Source organism: Siccirubricoccus soli, assembly GCF_024178315.1.
Classification (GTDB): Bacteria; Pseudomonadota; Alphaproteobacteria; order Acetobacterales; family Acetobacteraceae; genus Siccirubricoccus; species Siccirubricoccus soli.
Window position 1 is genome coordinate 20,553 of record NZ_JAMZIK010000147.1, and the last position, 18,691, is coordinate 39,243.

Sequence of the window (18,691 nt, forward strand, 5' to 3'; positions counted from 1 at the left end):
GTCTCTCCCGTCCCGGACAGTGGCGTAACCGCCGGAGATGCCCGGCGTTGCCGACACGCCCGGCCATTCCGCCTGCCGCATGCGACACCGCGGCGCCGACGCGCGTTGGCTATGCCCAGCCCAGCAGCGGGAGGCGAGTATGAGCGATCAAGGGGCCCACCCCACCGTCGAGCCGCCGATGCGCACCGCGGTGGTCCTGCCCTGGCAGGAAGACGGTCAGGCGCGCAGCGCCGAGGCCCGGCTGGCCGAGGCGGTCGAGCTCACCCGCTCGATCGGCGTCGATATCGTTCACACGGCGACGCCGCCGCTGCGGGCGGCGCAGCCGGCGACGCTGCTTGGCTCCGGCCAGGTGGCGGCGCTGGGGGAGGCGATCGCCGCGCAGCGCATCGGCCTCGTCGTGGTCGATGCCTCGCTGTCCCCAGTGCAGCAGCGCAACCTGGAACAGGCTTGGCGCTGCAAGGTGATCGACCGCACCGGCCTGATCCTCGACATCTTCGGCGAGCGGGCGCGGACCCGCGAGGGCGCGCTGCAGGTGGAGCTGGCGCATCTGCAGTACCAGCGCAGCAGGCTGGTACGGTCCTGGACCCATCTCGGGCGGCAGCGCGGCGGCTTCGGCTGCCTCGGCGGCCCTGGCGAGACCCAGCTCGAAACCGACCGGCGGGTGATTGGCGAGCGCATCGCTCGGCTGCGACAGGAGATCGAAGAGGTGCGGCGCACCCGCGGGCTGCATCGGGAGGCGCGGCGGCGCGTGCCCTTCCCGCTGGTCGCCCTGGTCGGCTACACCACTGCCGGCAAGTCCACGCTGTTCAACGCCCTGACCGGCGCCGAGGCGGAGGCGGCGGACAGGCTCTTCGCCACGCTCGACCCGACGCTGCGCAGCATCACCCTGCCCTCGGGCCGCAGGGCGATACTTTCCGACACCGTCGGCTTCATCAGCGCGCTGCCGACCGAGCTGGTTGCCGCCTTCCGCGCGACGCTGGAGGAGGTGGCGGAGGCCGACATCCTGCTGCACGTCCGCAACGCCGCGCATCCGGACAGCGATGCCCAGCGCGCCGATGTGGTGGCGGTACTGAACGGCATGGCGAAGGAGGGGCGGCTGGCGGCCGATTGGGAGCGCCACACGATCGAGGTGCTGAACAAGGCCGATCTGGTCGGCGGCGTGGCGCAATTCGGGTCGCGCCCGGGCGCGGTCGCCGTCTCCGGCCTGACCGGGCAAGGGCTTTCGGTGCTGGCGGCCGCGATCGATGCGCGGCTCTCGGAGGGGCTGGTCACCGTCGGCTACGACATCCCGACCTCGGACGGCGCGCAGCTCGCCTGGCTCTATGGGCATGGCGAAGTGATCGGGCGGCAGGACAGCGACGAGACGATCCATGTCACGGTGCGCCTCGACGCCCGCGACCGCGCCCGCTTCGAGCGGGAGCGGCAGGCCGGGCCCGAACGCTGACGGGCGCCGGCGCATCCGCACCGCCCACCGTAGCCGAGCTCCAGCCTCACCGCCAGCATCCCGCAGGGGGGGGCTTGGCCGCCGCTCCGGCAGGGCGGTGGCGGCCGTGCCGAAGTCCTGCGCTGGCAGCGCCCCGGCCTGGCCGCCACCGGGGGGCAGGGCGGCTGCCTGCCGCCGGTCATGCCCCCCTGCGAGCCTCGCCTCAGGCCACCGCCCGCAGGTCGATGCGCCGGCTGGCCACGGCCGCGAGACTGGTGCCGGCGCCGTTCAGCATCGCCGGGATGCGCATGGCGGAGCGGCGCAGGCCAGGCAGGTCGCGATAGATGGCAAGGTAGTCGAGCGCCATCCGCTCCGCGGTGAAGCGGTCCTCGAAGCTGGCGCGCACCCTGGCGCGGTCGAGCCGGTCGAGCTGGCGCACGGCGGCGACGGCGGCGTCGATGTCCTGCACGATGAAGCCGGTGATGCCGTCCTCGATCACCTCGGGCACGGAGCCGTTGCGGAAGGCGATGACCGGCGTGCCGCAGGCCATGGCCTCGATCATCACCAGGCCGAAGGGCTCGGGCCAGTCGATCGGGAAAAGCAGCGCGCGGGCATTGCCGAGGAAATCGGCCTTCCGGCGCTCGTCGATCTCGCCGATGAACTCGACCTCGGGGTGCCGCGCCACCATCGGGCCGATCACCTCCTCCCAATAGGCCTGGTCGGCCTTGTCGATCTTGGCGGCGATCCTGAGCTTCAGCCCGGCGCGCGCGGCGATCTCGATGGCGCGGTCGGGCCGCTTCTCCGGGGAGATGCGGCCGAGGAAGGCGAGGTAGTCGCCCTTCGGGTTGGCGGTGAAGGGCAGGAGGGTTCTCGGCAGGCCGTGATGCACGGTGCCGGCCCAGTTCACCGGCGGCATCGGCCGGCGCTGGTCGTCGGAGATCGAGACAAGGGGGTAGTGCGGAAAGGCGGTGTAGAAGGGCCTGAGATCGGGCAGGTCCAGCCGGCCGTGCAGCGTCGTCACCATGCGGTCGGCGAAGGCGTGGGCGAGCGGGTAGTGCAGGTAGTCGACATGGAAATGCAGCACGTCGAATTCCTCGGCACGCTGGCGCACGGCTTCCAGCATCGTCATGTGGTAGGGCAGCGGGTCCCTGACCGCCGGGTTGAGCCGCAGGGCCATGTCGCAGGCGGGCACGAGCTCGGCCCGCGTCGTTGAGTCCCCGCTCGCGAACAGCGTGACCTCATGGCCCAGCCGGACCAGCTCCTCGGTGAGATAGGACACGATGCGTTCCGTGCCGCCATAGAGCCGTGGCGGGCAGCATTCCGCGAGCGGGGCGATCTGGGCGATCTTCATCGGCAAAACCTCCTCGATCCGAGCAAAGCATTGACAATGAGCGCATATCGGAGGGGTTCGGGCCGCCCTTGGGGCGCGGCCGTCGCTCCTCTCGGCCTGGGGGAGCCGCGATCCCGCCGCCGGGGCCGGACGCGCCCCGGAAATGGCCCGTCCGGCGGGTGCCGCGACAGGCCGATGGCGGGAGTGGCCCCGAGGAAACGGACCCTCCTTCTGCCGGTGGTGCCATGAAGATACGGCCGGGGACCCCGGCCGTATCGCGACGGAGTTAGGCGCGGGAGAAGCTCATTCAAGAGCGGGAGCGGCAGCGGTCGCCCCTTGCCAGGAGAGTGCCGGCTGGCGCCGCATGGCCGGCGGGTTCGGCCTGCTCCGGAGGGCGGCAGCGAGGCCCGCTTCCCCCGATGCTCCCTGGCACGGAGCCACGGAGCGGCCAGCGCGCCCCGCAGGGCGCGCTGCCATTCCCCCCTCGGCTACTCCGCGGCGCGCAGCGCGCCGGCCGGCAGCAGCGGCACCGCCCCCGGCAGCGCATCGCCGTGCCACAGCGAGGTCAGCAGCGCCTCCGCCGCCGCCCCGCCCACGGCGGGCACGGTCAGCTCGCGGAATTTCTCCGAGAGCTCCTGGTCGGACAGCGGCGCATCCGGGTCGCCCTTGCGGGTCGGCTGGTAGCGGAACAGCTCCCGCCCATCCTGCAGCGTGATGCTGACCTTGGCGGCGCGGCGGCCGGGGTAGTCCTTCGCCAGCTCCGGATCCAGGCTGACCGAGACCTTCGGCATCACCGCGCGGATGGCCGGGTTCGCCAGGTTCTCCGGCGTGAAGGCAGCGATGCGCACGCCGCCCAGCACCAGCATGGCGCCGATGCAGTACTGCGCCGAGAAGCGCGCCTCCTGCTCGGTATTCACCACCGGGCGGTCGCAGACATCCTTGGTGGCGGAATAGCCGCCGACATGCAGCTTCGCCACGTCATCGGCCTTGAAGCCGTGCTCCGCCTGCAGGTCCCGCACCGCATCCAGTGCGGCGAAGATGTGCCCGCAGCAGCCATGGTTCTTGAAGGTCATCTCGGTGATGCAGATGCGCCGGTCGAGGTCGGCCAGTGCCTTGTCCCACTTGCCGGTGTCCTCGCTGGTGGCGGCGGCGAAGCCCACCGGGCCGTGCAGCACGTCCAGCGCCCCGGTCACGCCCGCCGCGGCGCCGATGGCCGCCAGCGCGCCGGCATCCGCGGCATGCCCAGGGTGCAGCGGCTTGCTCATGCCGTCGCTGCGGAAGGCCTGCTGCAACCCGCCGGCGAAGGTGGCGGCGGTGGCAATGGCATGGGCGATGCGCGTCGCGTCGCAGCCCAGCAGCAGCGCCACCGCGGCGGCGGCGCCGAAGGTGCCGACCGTGCCGGTGGTGTGCCAGTACTTGTAGTGGGAAGGCTGCACCGCCATGCCGATGCGGCAGGAGACCTCATAGCCTGCGGTGATGGCGCGCAGCAGTTCCTCCAGCGTCGCGCCCTGGGCCTGGGCGGCGGCCAGCGCCGCGCCGATGGTGGGGCAGCCCGGGTGGTAGCCGGCATCGCGGAAGATGTCGTCGAACTCCACCGTATGGCTGGCGGTGGCGTTGATCAGCGCCGCATGGCGCAGCGGCGCTGGCTTGCCGTCCACATAGCAGATCGCCTTGCCCGGCCCGCGTTCCGCGGCCATGGCGGCGGCCAGCAGCGTGGCGGGCGGGAAGGCGCAGCCCGGCAGCAGAGCCGCGAACCAATCGATCAGCGCCCGCCGCGCATGATGCGCCACCTCCGGCGCCAGCGGGCGGGTGCGCCAGGTTGCGGCGTGCTCGGCGAGGGTGAGGAGCGGATTCTCGGCCATGCGTGACTGCTACGCGTTGCCGCGTAGCACCTCCTGGTTGATGACCACATCGGGGTCCAGCTTGCCGGCGAAGACCTGCAGGATGCTCTCGGCGCAGGAGAGCGCCATGCGCCGCAGCCCCTGTTCCGTCGCCGCGGCGGAATGCGGGGTGAGGACGACGTTCGGCAGCTTCAGCAGCGGGTTGTCCGGCGTGGCCGGCTCCTCCCAGAACACGTCGAGGCCGGCAGCGGCGATGTGGCCGGAGGCCAGCGCCCCGGCCAGCGCCTTCTCCTCCACCAGCGTGCCGCGGGCGGTGTTGATGAAGACAGCGCCCTGCTTCATGGAGGCGAGGAACTCGCCATTCACCATGCCGCGGGTCTTCTCGCTGCTTGGCACATGCACCGTCACCACATCGGCCTCGGCCAGGCCGGCGGCCAGATCCTTCACCGGAATGAAGCCGGCGCCCTTGATGGTGTTCTGCGGAATGAAGGGATCCCGCACCAGCACCTTCATGCCGAAGGCGGCGCAGAGCCGTGCGACGCGGCCGCCGATGCGGCCGAAGCCCATCACCAGCACGGTGCGGCCGCCGAGATCGAAGGTGGTGGGCACCGGCGGGTTGCTCCAGCGCAGCTCGCGGGTCGCCTTGTCGTAGAACGCGGTCTGCCGGGCGATGTTCAGCATCAGCATCATCGCATGCTCGGCGACGCTCTGCGCATTGGCGTCCGGCGTCACGGTCAGCGGAATGCCGCGCTCGGTCAGGGCCGGGACATCCACCGCGTCATAGCCCACGCCATGACGGGCGACGATGCGCAGGTTCGGCGCATGCGCCAGGAAGGCGCGGTTGATCGGGGTGGCGCGGACGATCACCGCCTCCGCCTTCGGCATGCTGGCGGCGATGGTGGTCTCGTTCACCGGGTCCAGCACCTCCACCGTGCAGCCGCCTTCCCGCAGCTTCTCCAGCGCTTCGGGATGGACGGGACGGAGGCAGACGACATGGGGCATGGGCAGGTCCTTCGGCGGGCGCGGGCGGGTCAATCGACGCTGGCGCCGGAGATCTTCACGATCTCGGCCCAGCGGGGCAGCTCGGTGCGGATGAAATCGGCGAATTGCTCCGGCGTGTTGGGGGCCGGCTCGCTGCCCTGCTCGGTCAGCTTCTGCCGTGTCGTCGGATCCCCGAGCGCCGTCAGCAGCTCGGCAGAGATCCGCTGGATCGCCGCCGGCGGCGTGCCGGCGGGGGCGCCCAGCCCGTTCCAAAGGGCGATCTCGAAGCCCGGCAGGGTCTCTGCCACCGTCGGCACCTCCGGCAGGGCCGGGCTGCGCTTCGCCGTCGTCACCGCGATGGCGCGGAGCTGGCCGGCCTTCACCGCGCCCAGCACCTCGATCATCGGGGAGGCGATCATCTGGATCTTGCCGGCGATCAGGTCGGTCGCTGCCGGTGCGCCGCCACGATAGGGGATGTGGACCATCTCCACCCCCGCCCGCGCGGCGAAGAGGGCGGCGGCCATGTGCAGGGAGGTGCCGGCGCCGGCGCTGCCGTAATTCACCTGGCCCGGTCGCGCCTTGGCATAGGCGATCAGCTCCGCCGGGTTGCGCACCGGCAGCTCCGGGTTCACCACGATGAGGTTGGGGATGAAGGCCACCTGGCCGACCGGCGCGAAATCCTTCAGCGGGTCGAAGGGCAGGCTGCGGTAGAGCGCCTTGTTCGCCGCCATGACGCCGCTGGTGACGAGGTGGATGGTGTAGCCATCCGGTGCGGCGCGGGCGGTGGCCTCGGCGGCGATGTTGCCGCCGGCGCCGGGGCGGTTCTCCACCACCACCGGCTGGCCGAGCCGCTCCCCGAGCGCCTGGGCGACCAGCCGCGCGGTGAGGTCCGTGCTGCCGCCGGCGGCGAAGCCGACGATCAGGCGCAGCGGCTTGTCCGGTGCCCAGCCCTGCGCCCGCGCCGCCCGCTGCGCCGCGGGCAGGGCCAGGGCTCCGAGGCCAGCCAGCAGATGTCGTCTTTGCATCCGTCGATGTCCTCCCCCTTGGTCGTTCTGGCGGCGGCCGGCCCCAGCGCCACCCGGTGCCCTGAAGTGGCTTTGCCGCTTCAGGCTGTGCGAAATTTGGGGAGCCCAGCGACTCCCGGGGCCCCCGCGGCGTCGCGCAGCGACGTCGTGGGGATTACTGGAGGTGCGCCGCCTTGCCGAGAATGGCCTCGCGCATCCGCGCCTGCAGGATGCTCGCCTCGCGCGGCGGCAGGACCAGGGGCTCGGAACTCTCGTCGATCTTCACCTGGGCGAAGAGCGGGCCGGCGCCGGCATGGATGGCGGCCCGCAGCGCCGCCACCTCCGCCGGCTGCGTCACCAGGCGGGTATCGGCGATGCCGGCGCCCTTCGCCATGGTGGCGAGATCGACGCCATGGCGCGTCGCCGTCTCCTGCATCCCGGTCTCGCCGTAATGCTCGTTGTCCAGGACGATGATGGAGAGGTTGCGCGGCCGCTTCACCCCGATGGTGGCCAGGCTGCCGATGCCCATCAGCATTTCCCCATCGCCGGTGAGGACGCAGACCGGCCGGTCCGGCTGCGCCATGGCGAGGCCGAGGCCCATCATGGCGGCGCCGCCCATGCCGCCCCAGAGCGGCATGTTCTCCGGCACGTCGCCGGCGGCGGTGATATCCCAGGCCGGGGCGCCGAGGCCGCCGATGGCCAGCAGCTTGCCGCGATCGGCGAGCAGCGCGCGGACGACGTCGCGCCGCTTCATCTTGCCCGAGGGGCCGGTGGCGATTGCGGTCATGGGCTTACTTCCCGAAGGTCTTGGCGCCGATGACGCGCTGGCCGATCAGCGTCGCGGTCGGGCGGTAGGTGTTGAAGGCGAGGCGGAGCGTGGCGTTGACGGTCGGCGCCACGTCCTCCGGCGCGTCGGCCCGCTTCACCAGCGTGCCCATCGCTTCCAGCACGGTCTGGGTGGCGTTGCCCATGGGGACCTGGAAGGGGTTGAACTCGCCATAGTCGCCTCGCATCGTCACGATCATCGGGCAGGGGGTGCGGTGGGAGATCGGCACCGACAGCATGTTGATGCAATTGCCGACGCCGGAGCTCTGCATCAGCAGCACGCCCTTCTCGCCGCCCAGCCAGGCGCCGAAGAGCATGGCGATACCCTCCTCCTCCGTGGTCAGGGTGGCCACCTTCATGTCGTTGTCGGCAAGGCAGCGCTTGATGAGGCGGGAATGCCCGGCATCCGGCACCAGGGCGACCTGGCGGATGTCATGCTCCTTGAGCAGGGCGTAGATCTGGTCGGGCCAGTCCGTGGCGGCGTCCGGCATGCGTTTCCTCTCGTGAGTGTCCTGCCCGCGCCCTTCGCCGGGCTCCGGCGAGGGGCTTGGACAACAGGCCACTGGAGCCAACAGCCAGCGGACCGGGTCCAAAGGCCGTGGGGCCTCGGGCCAGGGACACTGGGCTGCGGGCAGTCTCCCGCCGCGGGGCGGCGCTGGCAAGAGCGGCCCCGGGATTGCTACATCTGCCGACATGGGCTTTGCCGCGAGCGTCGGTGGGACGCGCTGCACCTTTTCCGACCTGAAGACCCTGCTGGCGCGGGCCACCCCGCTGCGGTCCGGCGATGTGCTGGCTGGGGTGGCGGCGGAGAGCGCGGCGGAGCGGGTAGCGGCGCAAAGGGCGCTGGCGGACCTGCCGCTCACGCATTTCCTCGACGAGGTCGTGATCCCCTACGAGGCGGATGAGGTGACGCGGCTGATCCAGGATCGCCACGACCCGGCCGCCTTCGCCCCGGTGCGGTCGCTGACCGTGGGAGGCTTCCGGGACTGGCTGCTGGGGGTGGCGGATACGGCGGCGCTCACCGCCCTGGCGCCGGGGCTGACGCCGGAGATGGCGGCGGCCGTCAGCAAGATCATGCGGCTGCAGGATCTGGTCGCGGTCGCGGCGAAGTGCCGGGTGGTGACACGCTTCCGCAACACCATTGGGCTGCCGGGCACGCTCTCCATCCGGCTGCAGCCGAACGACCCGGTGGACGATCCGCGCGGCGTCGCCGCCGCGGTGCTGGACGGGCTGCTGCTGGGGGCGGGGGATGCCGTCATCGGCGTGAACCCGGCCACCGACAATGTCGAGACAACCATAAGGGTGCTGGAGCTGCTGGATGCTGTCCGCCTGCGCTACGACATCCCGACCCAGAGCTGCGTGCTGGCGCATGTGACCACCACCATGCGGGCGATGCAGCAGGGGGCACCGGTCGATCTCGTCTTTCAGTCCATCGGCGGGACGGAGGCGGTGAACCGCAGCTTCGGCGTCTCGCTCTCCCTGCTGGCGGAGTCGCGGGAGGCCGCGCTGGCGCTCGGGCGCGGCACGCTCGGCCAGAACGTGATGTATTTCGAGACCGGGCAGGGCTCGGCGCTCTCGGCCGAGGCGCATCATGGCTGCGACCAGCAGACGATCGAGGCGCGGGCCTATGCGGTGGCGCGGGAGTATGCGCCGCTGCTGGTGAACTCCGTGGTCGGGTTCATCGGGCCGGAATACCTGTTCGACGGCAAGCAGATCACAAGGGCAGGTCTCGAGGACCATTTCTGCGGCAAGCTGCTCGGCCTGCCGATGGGGGTGGATGTCTGCTACACCAACCATGCCGAGGCCGATCAGGACGACATGGATGCGTTGCTGACGCTGCTCGGCGTCGCCGGCGTGACCTATGTGATGGGCGTGCCGGGCGCGGATGACGTGATGCTTGCCTACCAATCCACCTCCTTCCACGATGGCCGTTACGTGCGGGCGGCGCTGGGCAAGCGGCCGGCGCCGGAATTCGCCGCCTGGATGGAACGCATGGGGATCGAGGCGGCGAGCGGGCAGGGGGAGTTGCCAAGGCTGATGGCGCCCGAGCTGGTGGGGTTGGCATGAGCGGCCCGGAGGGGAAGGGCGGAGAGCATGCGCCGCCGCCCGCGCGCTGGGCCGATCTCCGTCGCTTCACCGCGGCGCGCGTCGCGCTGGGGCGGGTCGGGGACGGTATGCCGACGGCGGCGCACTTGGCTTTCCAGGAGGCGCATGCCCGGGCGCGGGATGCCGTGCATGCGACGCTGGATGTGGTCGGCGTCGCCGCCGCGGCGGAATCGCTCGGCTTGCCGGTCGTCGCGGTGGCGAGCCAGGCGGCGGATCGCCGCACCTTCCTGCTGCGACCCGATCTCGGGCGGCGGCTGCGGGCGGCGGACCGGGGGAGGCTGCCGGCGGCGCCGGGCGCTATTCTCTTCGTCGTGGCGGACGGGCTTTGCGCCAGCGGCGTCGCGGCGCAGGCGCCGGCCTTTCTCGCCGAAGCCGTCCCGCTGCTGCGCGGGGCGGGCATGCCGGTAGCCCCCATCATCGTCGCGGCACAGGGCCGCGTCGCCCTCGGCGATGAGATCGGCGGCCTGACGGGCGCCGCGATGGTTGCCATGCTGATCGGCGAGCGGCCGGGGCTGACGGCGACGGAGAGCATGGGCCTCTACCTTACCTTCGCGCCGCGGCCGGGCCGCACCGACGCGGAGCGGAACTGCATCTCCAACATCCGCGACGGCGGCATGTCGGCGCGGGCGGCGGCGGAGAAGCTGCTCTGGCTGGCGGGTGCGGCGCTGCGGCTGGGGGCGACGGGGGTGGCGCTGAAGGACGAACAGCCGGCCACGCCGCTGCTGCCCGCATGATCCAGGTGACGCGGCGCATCGCCATCGATGAGGCGGAGCTGGTGGAGGATTTCCTCCGCGCCTCCGGCCCCGGCGGGCAGAATGTGAACAAGGTGGAGAGCGCGGTGCAGCTCCGCTTCGATGCGCGGCGCTCACCCAACATCCCGGAGGATGTGCGGCCGCGCCTCGAGAGGCTGGCGGGGCACCGGCTGACGCAGGATGGAGTCATCGTCATCACCGCCCAGCGCTTCCGGATGCGGGAGCGGAACCGGGAGGATGCGCTGGAGCGGCTGTTGGCGCTGATCCGCGAGGCCGCCACGCCGCCCCCGCCGCCGCGGCGTCCAACCAGGCCGACCAAGGCGAGCAAGGTGCGCCGGCTGGAGGGCAAGTCCCGCCGTGCCGAGGTGAAGCGCGGCCGTGGCCGGCCGGTGACCGAGTAGCATGCCTCTTGCGGTGACCCTGCCCCTGGACGCGTCCGCGGCGGCGCCCGTGCGGGCGATGTGGGAAGCGCTGGCGGCGGCGCGCCTGGCGCAGGACATGCGGACGCTGGGCTAGAGCAGATCGCCGTAGGCCGGCATCGCCTGAAGGCGTGAATCGGCTCTGCGAACAAAGGCGCAGAGCGTTTTCGGTGAACGCATGTAAACCGAAAACGCTCTATGGGCCATATTTGACGCTGGGGTTGTGGGAGGGGATGGGCGCCGAGACGCGCATCGCCGCGGTGCTGGCGGTGCTGGCGGTGCTGGCGGGGCTGGCGGGGCTGGCGGCGCGGACGCCGAAGCTGGAGCTGCGCCTGGCGGGCTTCGGGGTATTTCCCGGCGGTGTGCTGTGGGTGGCGCCAGTGGTGACGCAGGCGCTGCTGGCCTGCCACGGCGCGCTGCATGCGGCGCTGCCGGGGCTGGAGTGCCACGCGCATTACCGGCCCGGCGCCTGGGTGCCGCATGTGACTCTCTCCGCCCAGGCGGTGGCGGAGGCGGCGCTGCCGGTGGTGCAGCCGATGCTGCCGGTGGGGGTTGGTTGCGTGCTGGAGGCGCTGGAGCTGGTGGCCTTCCCGCCAGTGCGGCAGCTCGGGCGCTTCGCGCTGGCGGCGGGCTGAAGCCCGCCCCGGCGTTCCGCCCCGGCGCGCCAATGCGCGCTCACCCCGTCGAGCGCACCTCGAGCTCCGGCCCCCTGGCTCTTGCGACTGGTCGTTTTGGACGGTGTCGAAGGCGCGCGGTGGCGCCTTCGCTTGCGAGGGAGATGTCGGCAGACAGCCGCCATCATGTCCCACGTCCGGAGCGCCGGAGCGCAGGCAGGCCGAAGCGCCCCTGCCCGCGCGGCCTTCAACCCTTGGCCGCCAGCTTGTCCTGCGTCTTCGTCTCGAAATCGCTGGCGTCGTGCCGTTCATGCAACTGGCTCGATGGCTCGCCGGAGACGCGGTTCACCATGCGGCCGCGCTGCACCGTCGGCCGGGCCAGGATCTGGTCGGCCCAGCGCTGCACATGGGTATAGTCCTGCACGCTCAGGAAGGTCGCCGAATCGCCGTAGAGCCAGCCCTTCACCAGCCCGCCATACCAGGGGAAGACCGCCATGTCGGCGATGCTGTAGTCCGGCCCGCCGAGGTACTCGCTCTCCGCCAGGCGGCGGTTCAGCACGTCGAGCTGCCGCTTGGTCTCCATGGCGAAGCGGTTGATCGGGTATTCCTGCTTGGTCGGCGCATAGGCGTAGAAATGCCCGAAGCCGCCGCCGAGATAGGGCGCGCTGCCCATCTGCCAGAACAGCCAGGACAGCGTCTCGGCCCGCGCCGGCTGGGCGGTGGGCAGGAATTCGCCGAATTTCTCGGCGAGGTAGAGCAGGATGGAGCCGGATTCGAAGACCCGGACCGGTGTCGGCCCGCTGCGGTCCAGCAGCGCCGGGATCTTGGAATTCGGATTCACCGCGACGAAGCCGCTGGAGAACTGGTCGCCCTCGCCGATGCGGATCAGCCAGGCGTCGTATTCCGCGCCCTTGTGGCCGAGGGCGAGCAGCTCCTCCAGCATGATCGTCACCTTCACCCCGTTCGGCGTGCCGAGGGAGTAGAGCTGGAGGGGGTGACGGCCGACCGGCAGCTCCTTCTCATGCGTCGGGCCGGCGATGGGGCGGTTGATACTTGCGAAGCGGCCGCCGTTCTCCTTGTCCCAGGTCCAGACCTTGGGCGGGACGTATTCGGTGCTCATGGGCAATACTCCCCTTGGGTATCCGGCATATGCGGTCGTTGCCGCCGCCCCGCCAGGGTTCCACCCGCGAGGAATTGCATGCGGCGCCGTTTCGGCCCGGTCGCGCGCAGCCGGGCGTCGTGGTCCCGCAGCCCGCTGGTTGGCGATCCTACTGGGGACGGCGCCAGGGCTGATGCCATGCCGGCTGGCGCAACCGGACCGCCCGCTGCACGGCGCGGCTTCGCCGCGCCATGCTGTGCGACGCGCTACTTAACCAGCGCCCTCCGGGGCCCCCATGGCGTTGCGCAGCAACGTCATGGGGAACTCAAAGCATCTGCCCGCCATCGACGATGATGGTCTGGCCCGTCACCCAGCGCGCGGCCGGGCTGGCGAGGAACAGCACCACCTCCGCCACCTCCTCCGGCGTGCCCAGCCGGCCGAAGGGGATGCTGTCCCGGATGGCATTGTACAGCTTGGGGTCGGAGCTCTTCCGCGCCTCCCAGCTCCCGCCGGGGAACTCGATGCTGCCCGGCGCCACCGCATTGGCGCGGATGCCCTTCGGCGCATACATCGCCGCCTGGCTCTGGGTGTAGTTGATCAGCAGCGCCTTCACGGCAGCGTATGCAGGCGTGCGCGTGCTCGGCCGGTAGCCGGAGATGGAGGAGACGTTGACGATGCTGCCCTTCGACTGCTCCAGGAAGGGCAGGGCGGCATGCGTTGCGCGCACCGTCGCCATGACGTCCACGGACAGCCCTTGGGCCCAATGCTCCTCGGTATCCTGGGAACCGAAGCCGGAGGCGTTGTTCACCAGCACGTCGATGCCGCCCAGCGTCTTGGCCGCCGCGGCGACATAGGCCGTCACCGCGTCGCGGTTGCCGAGATCGCAAGGCGCGGCATGCGCCGTCACGCCCTTGGCGGCGATCTCGGCCCGCGTCGCCTCCAGCGGCCCGGCGCCGCGGGCACAGATGGAGACCGCCGCACCGCCCGCGGCAAAGCCCAGCGCGATGGACCGCCCGATGCCCCGGCTGCCGCCGCAGACCACCACGCGCTTGCCGGCAAAATCCACCATGTCCCGCTCCCCTCATCCATGCTCCGGGGCGGGAGGCTGGCGCGGCGGCGGCCGGCCGGCAAGACCCGCGGGGTTGATCCGGGGGCGGGACGGGACAAGGTGAGGCGGCATGAACCTCCCCTTCCTGTCCCGCCATCCCCGTGTCGCGCTGCTGCGCCTGGCCGGGGCCATCACGCCGCGCCCGGGCTTCGGCGCCGGCTTCAGCTATGCCAGCGCCGCGCCGCTGCTGGACCGTGCCTTCGCGGTGAAGCGGGCGGCGGCGGTGATGCTGGTGTTGAACTCGCCCGGCGGCTCCGCCGTGCAGTCCAGCCTGATCGCCGCGCATATCCGGCGGCTGGCGGAGGAGAAGAAGATCCCGGTCATCGCCTGCGTCGAGGACGCGGCGGCCTCCGGCGGCTACTGGATCGCCTGCGCGGCGGATGAGGTGGTAGCGGACCCGGCCTCCATCCTCGGCTCCATTGGGGTGATCGCGGCGGGCTTCGGCTTTCCGGCCGTGCTGGAGAAGCTGGGGGTGGAGCGAAGGGTGCGCACGGCCGGCACAGAGAAGAGCTTCTGGGACCCGTTCAGCCCGGAACGCCCCGAGGACCGGGCGCGGCTGGAGACGCTGCTGGAGGAGCTGCACGAGGAATTCCGTGCCTGGGTCCGCGCCCGGCGCGGCGCGAAGCTGAAATTGCCGGAGACGGAGGCCTTCAGCGGCCGCTTCTGGACCGGGCGGCGGGCGGTGGAGCTGGGCTTTGCCGACCGGCTGGGCCATGCGGTGGGCGAGGCGAAGCGCCGCTTCGGGGAGAAAGTGCGGATCGTGCCCATCCACGGGCCGCGCCCCGGCCTGCTGCGGCGGTTGCTGCCGGGGTTGAGCGCCGAGGCGGTGCTGGCGGCGGCGGAGGAAAGGGCGATGTGGGGACGGTTGGGGCTGTAGGATCGGGTAGGGGGCGGCCTGCGGCCTGCGACCTCCACCCGCTCAGCGCCCGGCCTTCGCCGCCGGCGGGGATTGGGGGCTTAGCCGCTCACCTGCCGGATCCACTCCGGCAAATTGTAGTACACCGTCACCCGCGCGATCTTGCCGCCCTTCACCTCGAAGAAGGCGCCGGCCGGCAGGGTGTAGCGCTGGCCCCTGGCCTCCGGCAGGCCCGCATCGGTCGCCAAATACTCGCCCTCCACGATGAACTCCGCCGCGGCGCGGCGGCCGCTGCTGTCCACCATCACCACCAGATCCCGCAGCACCTCCCGGTAGCAGCGGTCCATATGCACCATGAAGGCGGCGAAGGCCGGCTTGCCGGTCTGCCGGGCGCCCTGGTTCACATCATGCGCCACATCCTCCGCCAGCAGGGCCAGCATGCCGGCGCGGTCCCCGGCGGCGAAGGCGGCGTAATAGGCGCGGATCAGGCGTTCGGTTTCGGTCATCGGGCGAATCCAGAGGGTCGGCCCGGCACTATGTTCCGCCGCGCGGCCGGCGTAAAAGGCGCGGCATGACGACCGACGCCGCCACGCCTCCCCCCGGGCCGCCGAGCTTCCAGGAACTCATCCTGCGGCTGCATGCCTATTGGTCCGCCCAGGGCTGCCTCATTCTGCAGCCCTATGACATGGAGGTCGGCGCCGGCACCTTCCACCCGGCCACCACGCTCCGCGCCCTCGGCCGCAAGCCCTGGAAGGCGGCCTATGTCCAGCCCTCCCGCCGGCCCTCCGATGGCCGCTACGGCGAGAATCCGAACCGGCTGCAGCACTATTACCAGTACCAAGTCATCATGAAGCCCTCGCCGGCCGATCCGCAGACGGCGTTGATCGGCAGCTACAAGGCGATCGGCCTCGACCCGCTGGTGCACGACATCCGCTTCGTCGAGGACGATTGGGAAAGCCCGACCCTCGGCGCCTGGGGCCTGGGCTGGGAGGTCTGGTGCGACGGGATGGAGGTGACGCAATTCACCTATTTCCAGCAGGTCGGCGGCATCCCCTGCGAAGTCCCGAGCTGCGAGCTGACCTACGGCCTCGAGCGCCTGGCCATGTATATCCAGGGCGTGGACAATGTGTACGACCTGGATTTCAACGGCCAGGGCGTGAGCTATGGCGAGGTCTTCCTCCGCGCCGAGAAGGAATACAGCGCCCACAACTTCGAATACGCCGATACCGAAAAACTGTTCCGCCATTTCCGCGATGCCGAGGAGGAATGCGCCGCCCTGCTGCAGCATGGGCTGGCGTTGCCGGCCTATGATCAGTGCATCAAGGCCAGCCACCGCTTCAACCTGTTGGATGCCCGCGGCGCCATCAGCGTGACGGAGCGCGCCGCCTATATCGGCCGGGTGCGGGCCTTGGCGAAGGGTTGCTGCGAGGCGTGGCTGGCAGGCGGCGGGTAGGGTAGAATACGGCGCTATTTTCTACCATCGGGGTGCCCATGGGTCAGATGAACCTGAAGGACGAGAAGCTGATCGCCGAGGCCCGGGCCCTGGCGGAGCTGCTCGGCACCTCGGTGACCGAGGCAGTGCGCCAGGCGGTGGAGGAGAAGCTGGCCCGCGAACAGGCGGGGCGGGAGGAGCGGCGGCGCCGGAAATTCGAGGCGCTGATGGCGATTTCGGAACGCGCCTCCAGGCTGGTGCCCCCCGGCGTCACCAGCGACCATTCCGACCTCTATGACGAGAACGGCGTGCCGCGATGATCGTGGATACCTCCGCGCTCATCGCCATCCTGTTCAAAGAGGCGGAGGCGCGGGATTTCATTTCGGCGATCGACGCGGCGGAGGCGGTCGCCATCGCCGCGCCGACCCTGGTGGAGGCCACGCTGGCGAGCGAGGGCCGGGTCGGTCCGGCCATGCGCCTGGAACTGGATGACCTGGTGCGGACCATGCAACCGGAAATCGTGCCCTTCACCGCCGAACTCGCCGCCATCGCCCAGGATGGCTGGCGCCGCTACGGCAAGGGACGTCACCCGGCCGGCCTTAACCTCGGCGATTGCTTCGCCTATGCCCTCGCCAAATCCCGTGGCGAACCCCTGTTGTTCAAGGGCGAGGATTTCGCCCGAACCGATGTGAAGGCCGCGCTACCACCCCATGCCTGAACTCCTGATCGAGCTTTTCTCCGAGGAAATTCCGGCCCGCATGCAGGCCCGGGCGGCGGAGGAGCTGTGCGCTGGCCTGCTGAAGGCGTTGGCCCCGCTGATGACGGTGGCGCCGAAGCCGCTCTACGGCCCGCGCCGCATCGCCGCGCTGGGGGAGATGGCGGCGCGGGCGGAGACCGCGGCGAAGGAGGAGCGCGGTCCGCGCATCGGCGCGCCGGAGGCGGCGCTGGAGGGGTTCCTCCGCAAGCACGGCGCGGCGCGTGAGGCGCTGGCGCAGGAAGGCCAGTTCTGGGTGCTGAAGAAGCCGGGCGAGGCGATCGAGGCGCCGGCGCTGATCGCCGCGAAGCTGCCGGCGCTGCTCCGCGGCTTCCCCTGGCCGAAGAGCATGCGCTGGGGCGAGAGCGGCTTCACCTGGGTGCGGCCGCTGCAACGCATCCTCTGCGTCTTCGACCGGCAGCCGGTGCGCTTCGCGCTCGCCGAGGGGGAGGATGCGGTGCATGGCCTTGCCTCCGACGCGCTGACGGAGGGGCATCGCATCCTGCACGGCACCGCGCCTTTCGCCGTGCGCGGCGTGGTGGAGTACCTGGCCGGGCTGCGGGAGCGCTGCGTCATCGCCGACCCGGCGGAGCGGGAGAAGTTGATCGAGTCGGGGGTGGCGCGGCTGGCCGCGGCGGAGGGGCTGGAGGTGGTGCCGGACCGCGGGTTGCTCTCGGAAGTGGCGGGGCTGGTGGAATGGCCGGTGCCGCTGCTCGGCCGCATCGATGACGCCTTCATGGACCTGCCGGCGGAGGTGATGCGCACCTCCATGCGGGTGAACCAGCGCTATTTCGCGCTGCGCCTCCCGGATGGGCGGCCGGCGCCGCGCTTCGCGTTGGTGGCGAACATCACGCCGCAGGATGGCGGCGCGGCGGTCATTGCCGGGAATGAGAAGGTGCTGCGGGCGCGGCTGGCGGATGCGCGCTTCTTCTGGGACCTCGACCGCAAGCATCGGCTCGAGGAGTTTCTGCCGAAGCTGGAGAGCGTGGTGTTCCACGCCAAGCTCGGCACCCAGGGCGAGCGGGTGCGGCGGCTGGAGAAGCTGGCTGAGGTGATCGCCACCGCCATCGGCGCCGATGTCGGCCATGCCATGCGAGCGGCGAAGCTCTGCAAGGCGGATCTGGCCAGCGGCATGGTGGGCGAGTTCCCGGAACTGCAAGGTATGATGGGCCGCTACTACGCCCTGCACCAGGGCGAGCCGGCCGAGGTGGCGGAGGCGATCGGGGCGCATTACCGGCCGCTGGGGCCGGGGGATGCGGTGCCTGCCGAGCCCGTCGCGGTGGCGGTGGCGCTGGCGGACAAGCTCGATCAACTAGTCTGGTTCTTTGCGGCAGACGAGAAACCGACCGGGAGTGGTGATCCCTACGCGTTGCGCCGCGCGGCGCTTGGCGTAATTCGCATCCTTCGGGAGAACGGGCTGCGGCTTGGACTTCGTGGTGTTGTGACTGCGGCTTTGCAGGCGGAACTCTGCGAGAGATTTCTGACACCTGATGCGCTTCACGATTTCATGCTTGGTGACGAAGCCGTCAAACGGCAGGTCGTAGAGATATTCTTCCGCCCGACGGTCATCGGAGTCCTCGACTTCCTCGCCGAACGCCTCCGCGTCCAGCTCCGCGCCGAAGGCGCCCGGCACGACCTGGTCGCCGCCATCTTCGGCGCCGCGCCCGATGACGACCTCGTGCGCTTGCTCGCCCGGGCCGATGCGCTCGAAAAAATGCTCGCCACCCCGGATGGCGCCAACCTGCTCGCTGCGTATAAGCGGGCGGCCAACATCCTGCGGATCGAGAACCGCAAGGACGGGCCGCATGCAGGCGCGGTCGATCCCGGGCTGCTCACCCTGCCCGCGGAAATCGCCCTCGCCGAAGCGGTCGAACGCAAGGCAGGGGAGGTCGCATCCGGGCTTGCGAAGGAGGAATTCCTGGCCGCCATGTTCGCCCTTGCCGAACTCCGCGCCCCGCTGGACGCCTTCTTCGAGAGCGTCACCGTCAATGATCCGAATCCGGAACTGCGGACCAACCGCCTGCGTTTGCTGGCCCGCCTGACCGCCGCCATGGACCAGGTGGCGGAGTTTGCGAAGGTCGAGGGTTGAAAGACTTCGCTATGCTACAACTGCGCGCCTGCCCTGCCGCATGGCGTCTGCCAGAGGA

General features: G+C 70.9%; 19 protein-coding genes. 10 read left to right on the plus strand and 9 right to left on the minus strand.

The genetic code is table 11. The features are described from left to right. Positions 1-139 precede the first annotated feature (139 nt). A complete protein-coding gene (gene hflX / locus NJ376_RS21320; RefSeq protein ID WP_252955301.1) occupies positions 140-1,444 on the plus strand; it encodes a GTPase HflX in 1,305 nt (434 codons plus the stop codon). A gap of 202 nt (positions 1,445-1,646) precedes the next feature. Here the strand turns inward: hflX and NJ376_RS21325 are convergent, their stop codons facing one another. From NJ376_RS21325 to NJ376_RS21350, 6 genes are all read right to left on the minus strand, one after another. After that, a complete protein-coding gene (locus NJ376_RS21325; protein WP_252955302.1) occupies positions 1,647-2,774 on the minus strand; it encodes a glycosyltransferase family 4 protein in 1,128 nt (375 codons plus the stop codon). Between the two features lie 467 nt (positions 2,775-3,241). After that, complete coding sequence (locus NJ376_RS21330; RefSeq protein ID WP_252955303.1) at positions 3,242-4,615, minus strand: MmgE/PrpD family protein; 1,374 nt, start codon at positions 4,613-4,615, stop codon at positions 3,242-3,244. Positions 4,616-4,624: 9 nt separating this feature from the next. Continuing rightward, positions 4,625-5,596, minus strand: a complete 972-nt coding sequence (locus tag NJ376_RS21335) for a hydroxyacid dehydrogenase (protein ID WP_252955304.1) — start codon at positions 5,594-5,596, stop codon at positions 4,625-4,627. Between the two features lie 29 nt (positions 5,597-5,625). Then, positions 5,626-6,600 (minus strand): tripartite tricarboxylate transporter substrate binding protein, encoded by a 975-nt coding sequence (locus NJ376_RS21340; protein ID WP_252955305.1) that lies wholly within the window; start codon positions 6,598-6,600, stop codon positions 5,626-5,628. A gap of 154 nt (positions 6,601-6,754) precedes the next feature. Continuing rightward, the gene (locus tag NJ376_RS21345; RefSeq protein WP_252955306.1) at positions 6,755-7,366 is read right to left on the minus strand and encodes a thiamine pyrophosphate-dependent enzyme; all 612 of its coding nucleotides are present in this window, start codon (positions 7,364-7,366) and stop codon (positions 6,755-6,757) included. 4 nt (positions 7,367-7,370) lie between these two features. Then, a complete protein-coding gene (locus NJ376_RS21350) occupies positions 7,371-7,895 on the minus strand; it encodes a phosphonopyruvate decarboxylase (protein WP_252955307.1) in 525 nt (174 codons plus the stop codon). A 202-nt stretch (positions 7,896-8,097) separates the two neighbouring features. Here NJ376_RS21350 and NJ376_RS21355 point away from each other — a divergent pair, with 202 nt between their 5' ends. The 4 genes from NJ376_RS21355 (at position 8,098) to NJ376_RS21370 (ending at position 11,316) form a co-directional block, all read left to right on the plus strand. Further along, positions 8,098-9,471 carry an ethanolamine ammonia-lyase subunit EutB gene (locus tag NJ376_RS21355; RefSeq protein ID WP_252955308.1) on the plus strand — a complete coding sequence of 458 codons (1,374 nt, stop codon included), beginning with the start codon at positions 8,098-8,100 and terminating at the stop codon, positions 9,469-9,471. Continuing rightward, positions 9,468-10,244: an ethanolamine ammonia-lyase subunit EutC gene (gene eutC / locus NJ376_RS21360; RefSeq protein ID WP_252955309.1), complete on the plus strand. Its 777-nt coding sequence runs from the start codon at positions 9,468-9,470 to the stop codon at positions 10,242-10,244. The genes NJ376_RS21355 and eutC overlap by 4 nt, the downstream gene beginning before the upstream one ends. Continuing rightward, on the plus strand, positions 10,241-10,663 hold the full coding sequence (gene arfB, locus NJ376_RS21365; protein ID WP_252955310.1) for an alternative ribosome rescue aminoacyl-tRNA hydrolase ArfB: 423 nt from the start codon (positions 10,241-10,243) through the stop codon (positions 10,661-10,663). Before eutC ends, arfB begins: the two co-directional genes overlap by 4 nt. Positions 10,664-10,914: 251 nt before the next feature. Continuing rightward, a complete protein-coding gene (locus NJ376_RS21370; RefSeq protein ID WP_252955311.1) occupies positions 10,915-11,316 on the plus strand; it encodes a 2'-5' RNA ligase family protein in 402 nt (133 codons plus the stop codon). A gap of 226 nt (positions 11,317-11,542) precedes the next feature. Here NJ376_RS21370 and yghU read toward each other — a convergent pair whose 3' ends face one another. Together yghU and NJ376_RS21380 are read right to left on the minus strand one after the other, a co-directional pair. Further along, entirely contained in the window at positions 11,543-12,415 is an 873-nt protein-coding gene (gene yghU, locus NJ376_RS21375) for a glutathione-dependent disulfide-bond oxidoreductase (RefSeq protein WP_252955312.1), read from the minus strand. Positions 12,416-12,719: 304 nt separating this feature from the next. Then, positions 12,720-13,463, minus strand: a complete 744-nt coding sequence (locus tag NJ376_RS21380) for an SDR family NAD(P)-dependent oxidoreductase (RefSeq protein ID WP_252955313.1) — start codon at positions 13,461-13,463, stop codon at positions 12,720-12,722. A 109-nt stretch (positions 13,464-13,572) separates the two neighbouring features. Here NJ376_RS21380 and NJ376_RS21385 point away from each other — a divergent pair, with 109 nt between their 5' ends. Then, complete coding sequence (locus tag NJ376_RS21385) at positions 13,573-14,379, plus strand: S49 family peptidase (RefSeq protein ID WP_252955314.1); 807 nt, start codon at positions 13,573-13,575, stop codon at positions 14,377-14,379. An 80-nt stretch (positions 14,380-14,459) separates the two neighbouring features. Here the strand turns inward: NJ376_RS21385 and NJ376_RS21390 are convergent, their stop codons facing one another. Next, entirely contained in the window at positions 14,460-14,864 is a 405-nt protein-coding gene (locus NJ376_RS21390) for a ketosteroid isomerase-related protein (RefSeq protein ID WP_252955315.1), read from the minus strand. Positions 14,865-14,929: 65 nt separating this feature from the next. On the opposite strand from NJ376_RS21390, the gene NJ376_RS21395 reads away from it, so the two are divergent. The 4 genes from NJ376_RS21395 to glyS are packed head-to-tail and all read left to right on the plus strand — an operon-like array spanning position 14,930 to position 18,633. Continuing rightward, positions 14,930-15,811, plus strand: a complete 882-nt coding sequence (locus NJ376_RS21395) for a glycine--tRNA ligase subunit alpha (RefSeq protein ID WP_252955316.1) — start codon at positions 14,930-14,932, stop codon at positions 15,809-15,811. Positions 15,812-15,849: 38 nt separating this feature from the next. Next, positions 15,850-16,110, plus strand: coding sequence for a type II toxin-antitoxin system VapB family antitoxin (locus NJ376_RS21400; protein ID WP_252955317.1), 261 nt, complete (start codon positions 15,850-15,852; stop codon positions 16,108-16,110). Then, positions 16,107-16,508: a type II toxin-antitoxin system VapC family toxin gene (locus NJ376_RS21405; protein ID WP_252955318.1), complete on the plus strand. Its 402-nt coding sequence runs from the start codon at positions 16,107-16,109 to the stop codon at positions 16,506-16,508. Before NJ376_RS21400 ends, NJ376_RS21405 begins: the two co-directional genes overlap by 4 nt. Then, positions 16,501-18,633: a glycine--tRNA ligase subunit beta gene (gene glyS, locus NJ376_RS21410; protein WP_252955319.1), complete on the plus strand. Its 2,133-nt coding sequence runs from the start codon at positions 16,501-16,503 to the stop codon at positions 18,631-18,633. The genes NJ376_RS21405 and glyS overlap by 8 nt, the downstream gene beginning before the upstream one ends. The last annotated feature ends 58 nt before the right edge of the window (positions 18,634-18,691 follow it).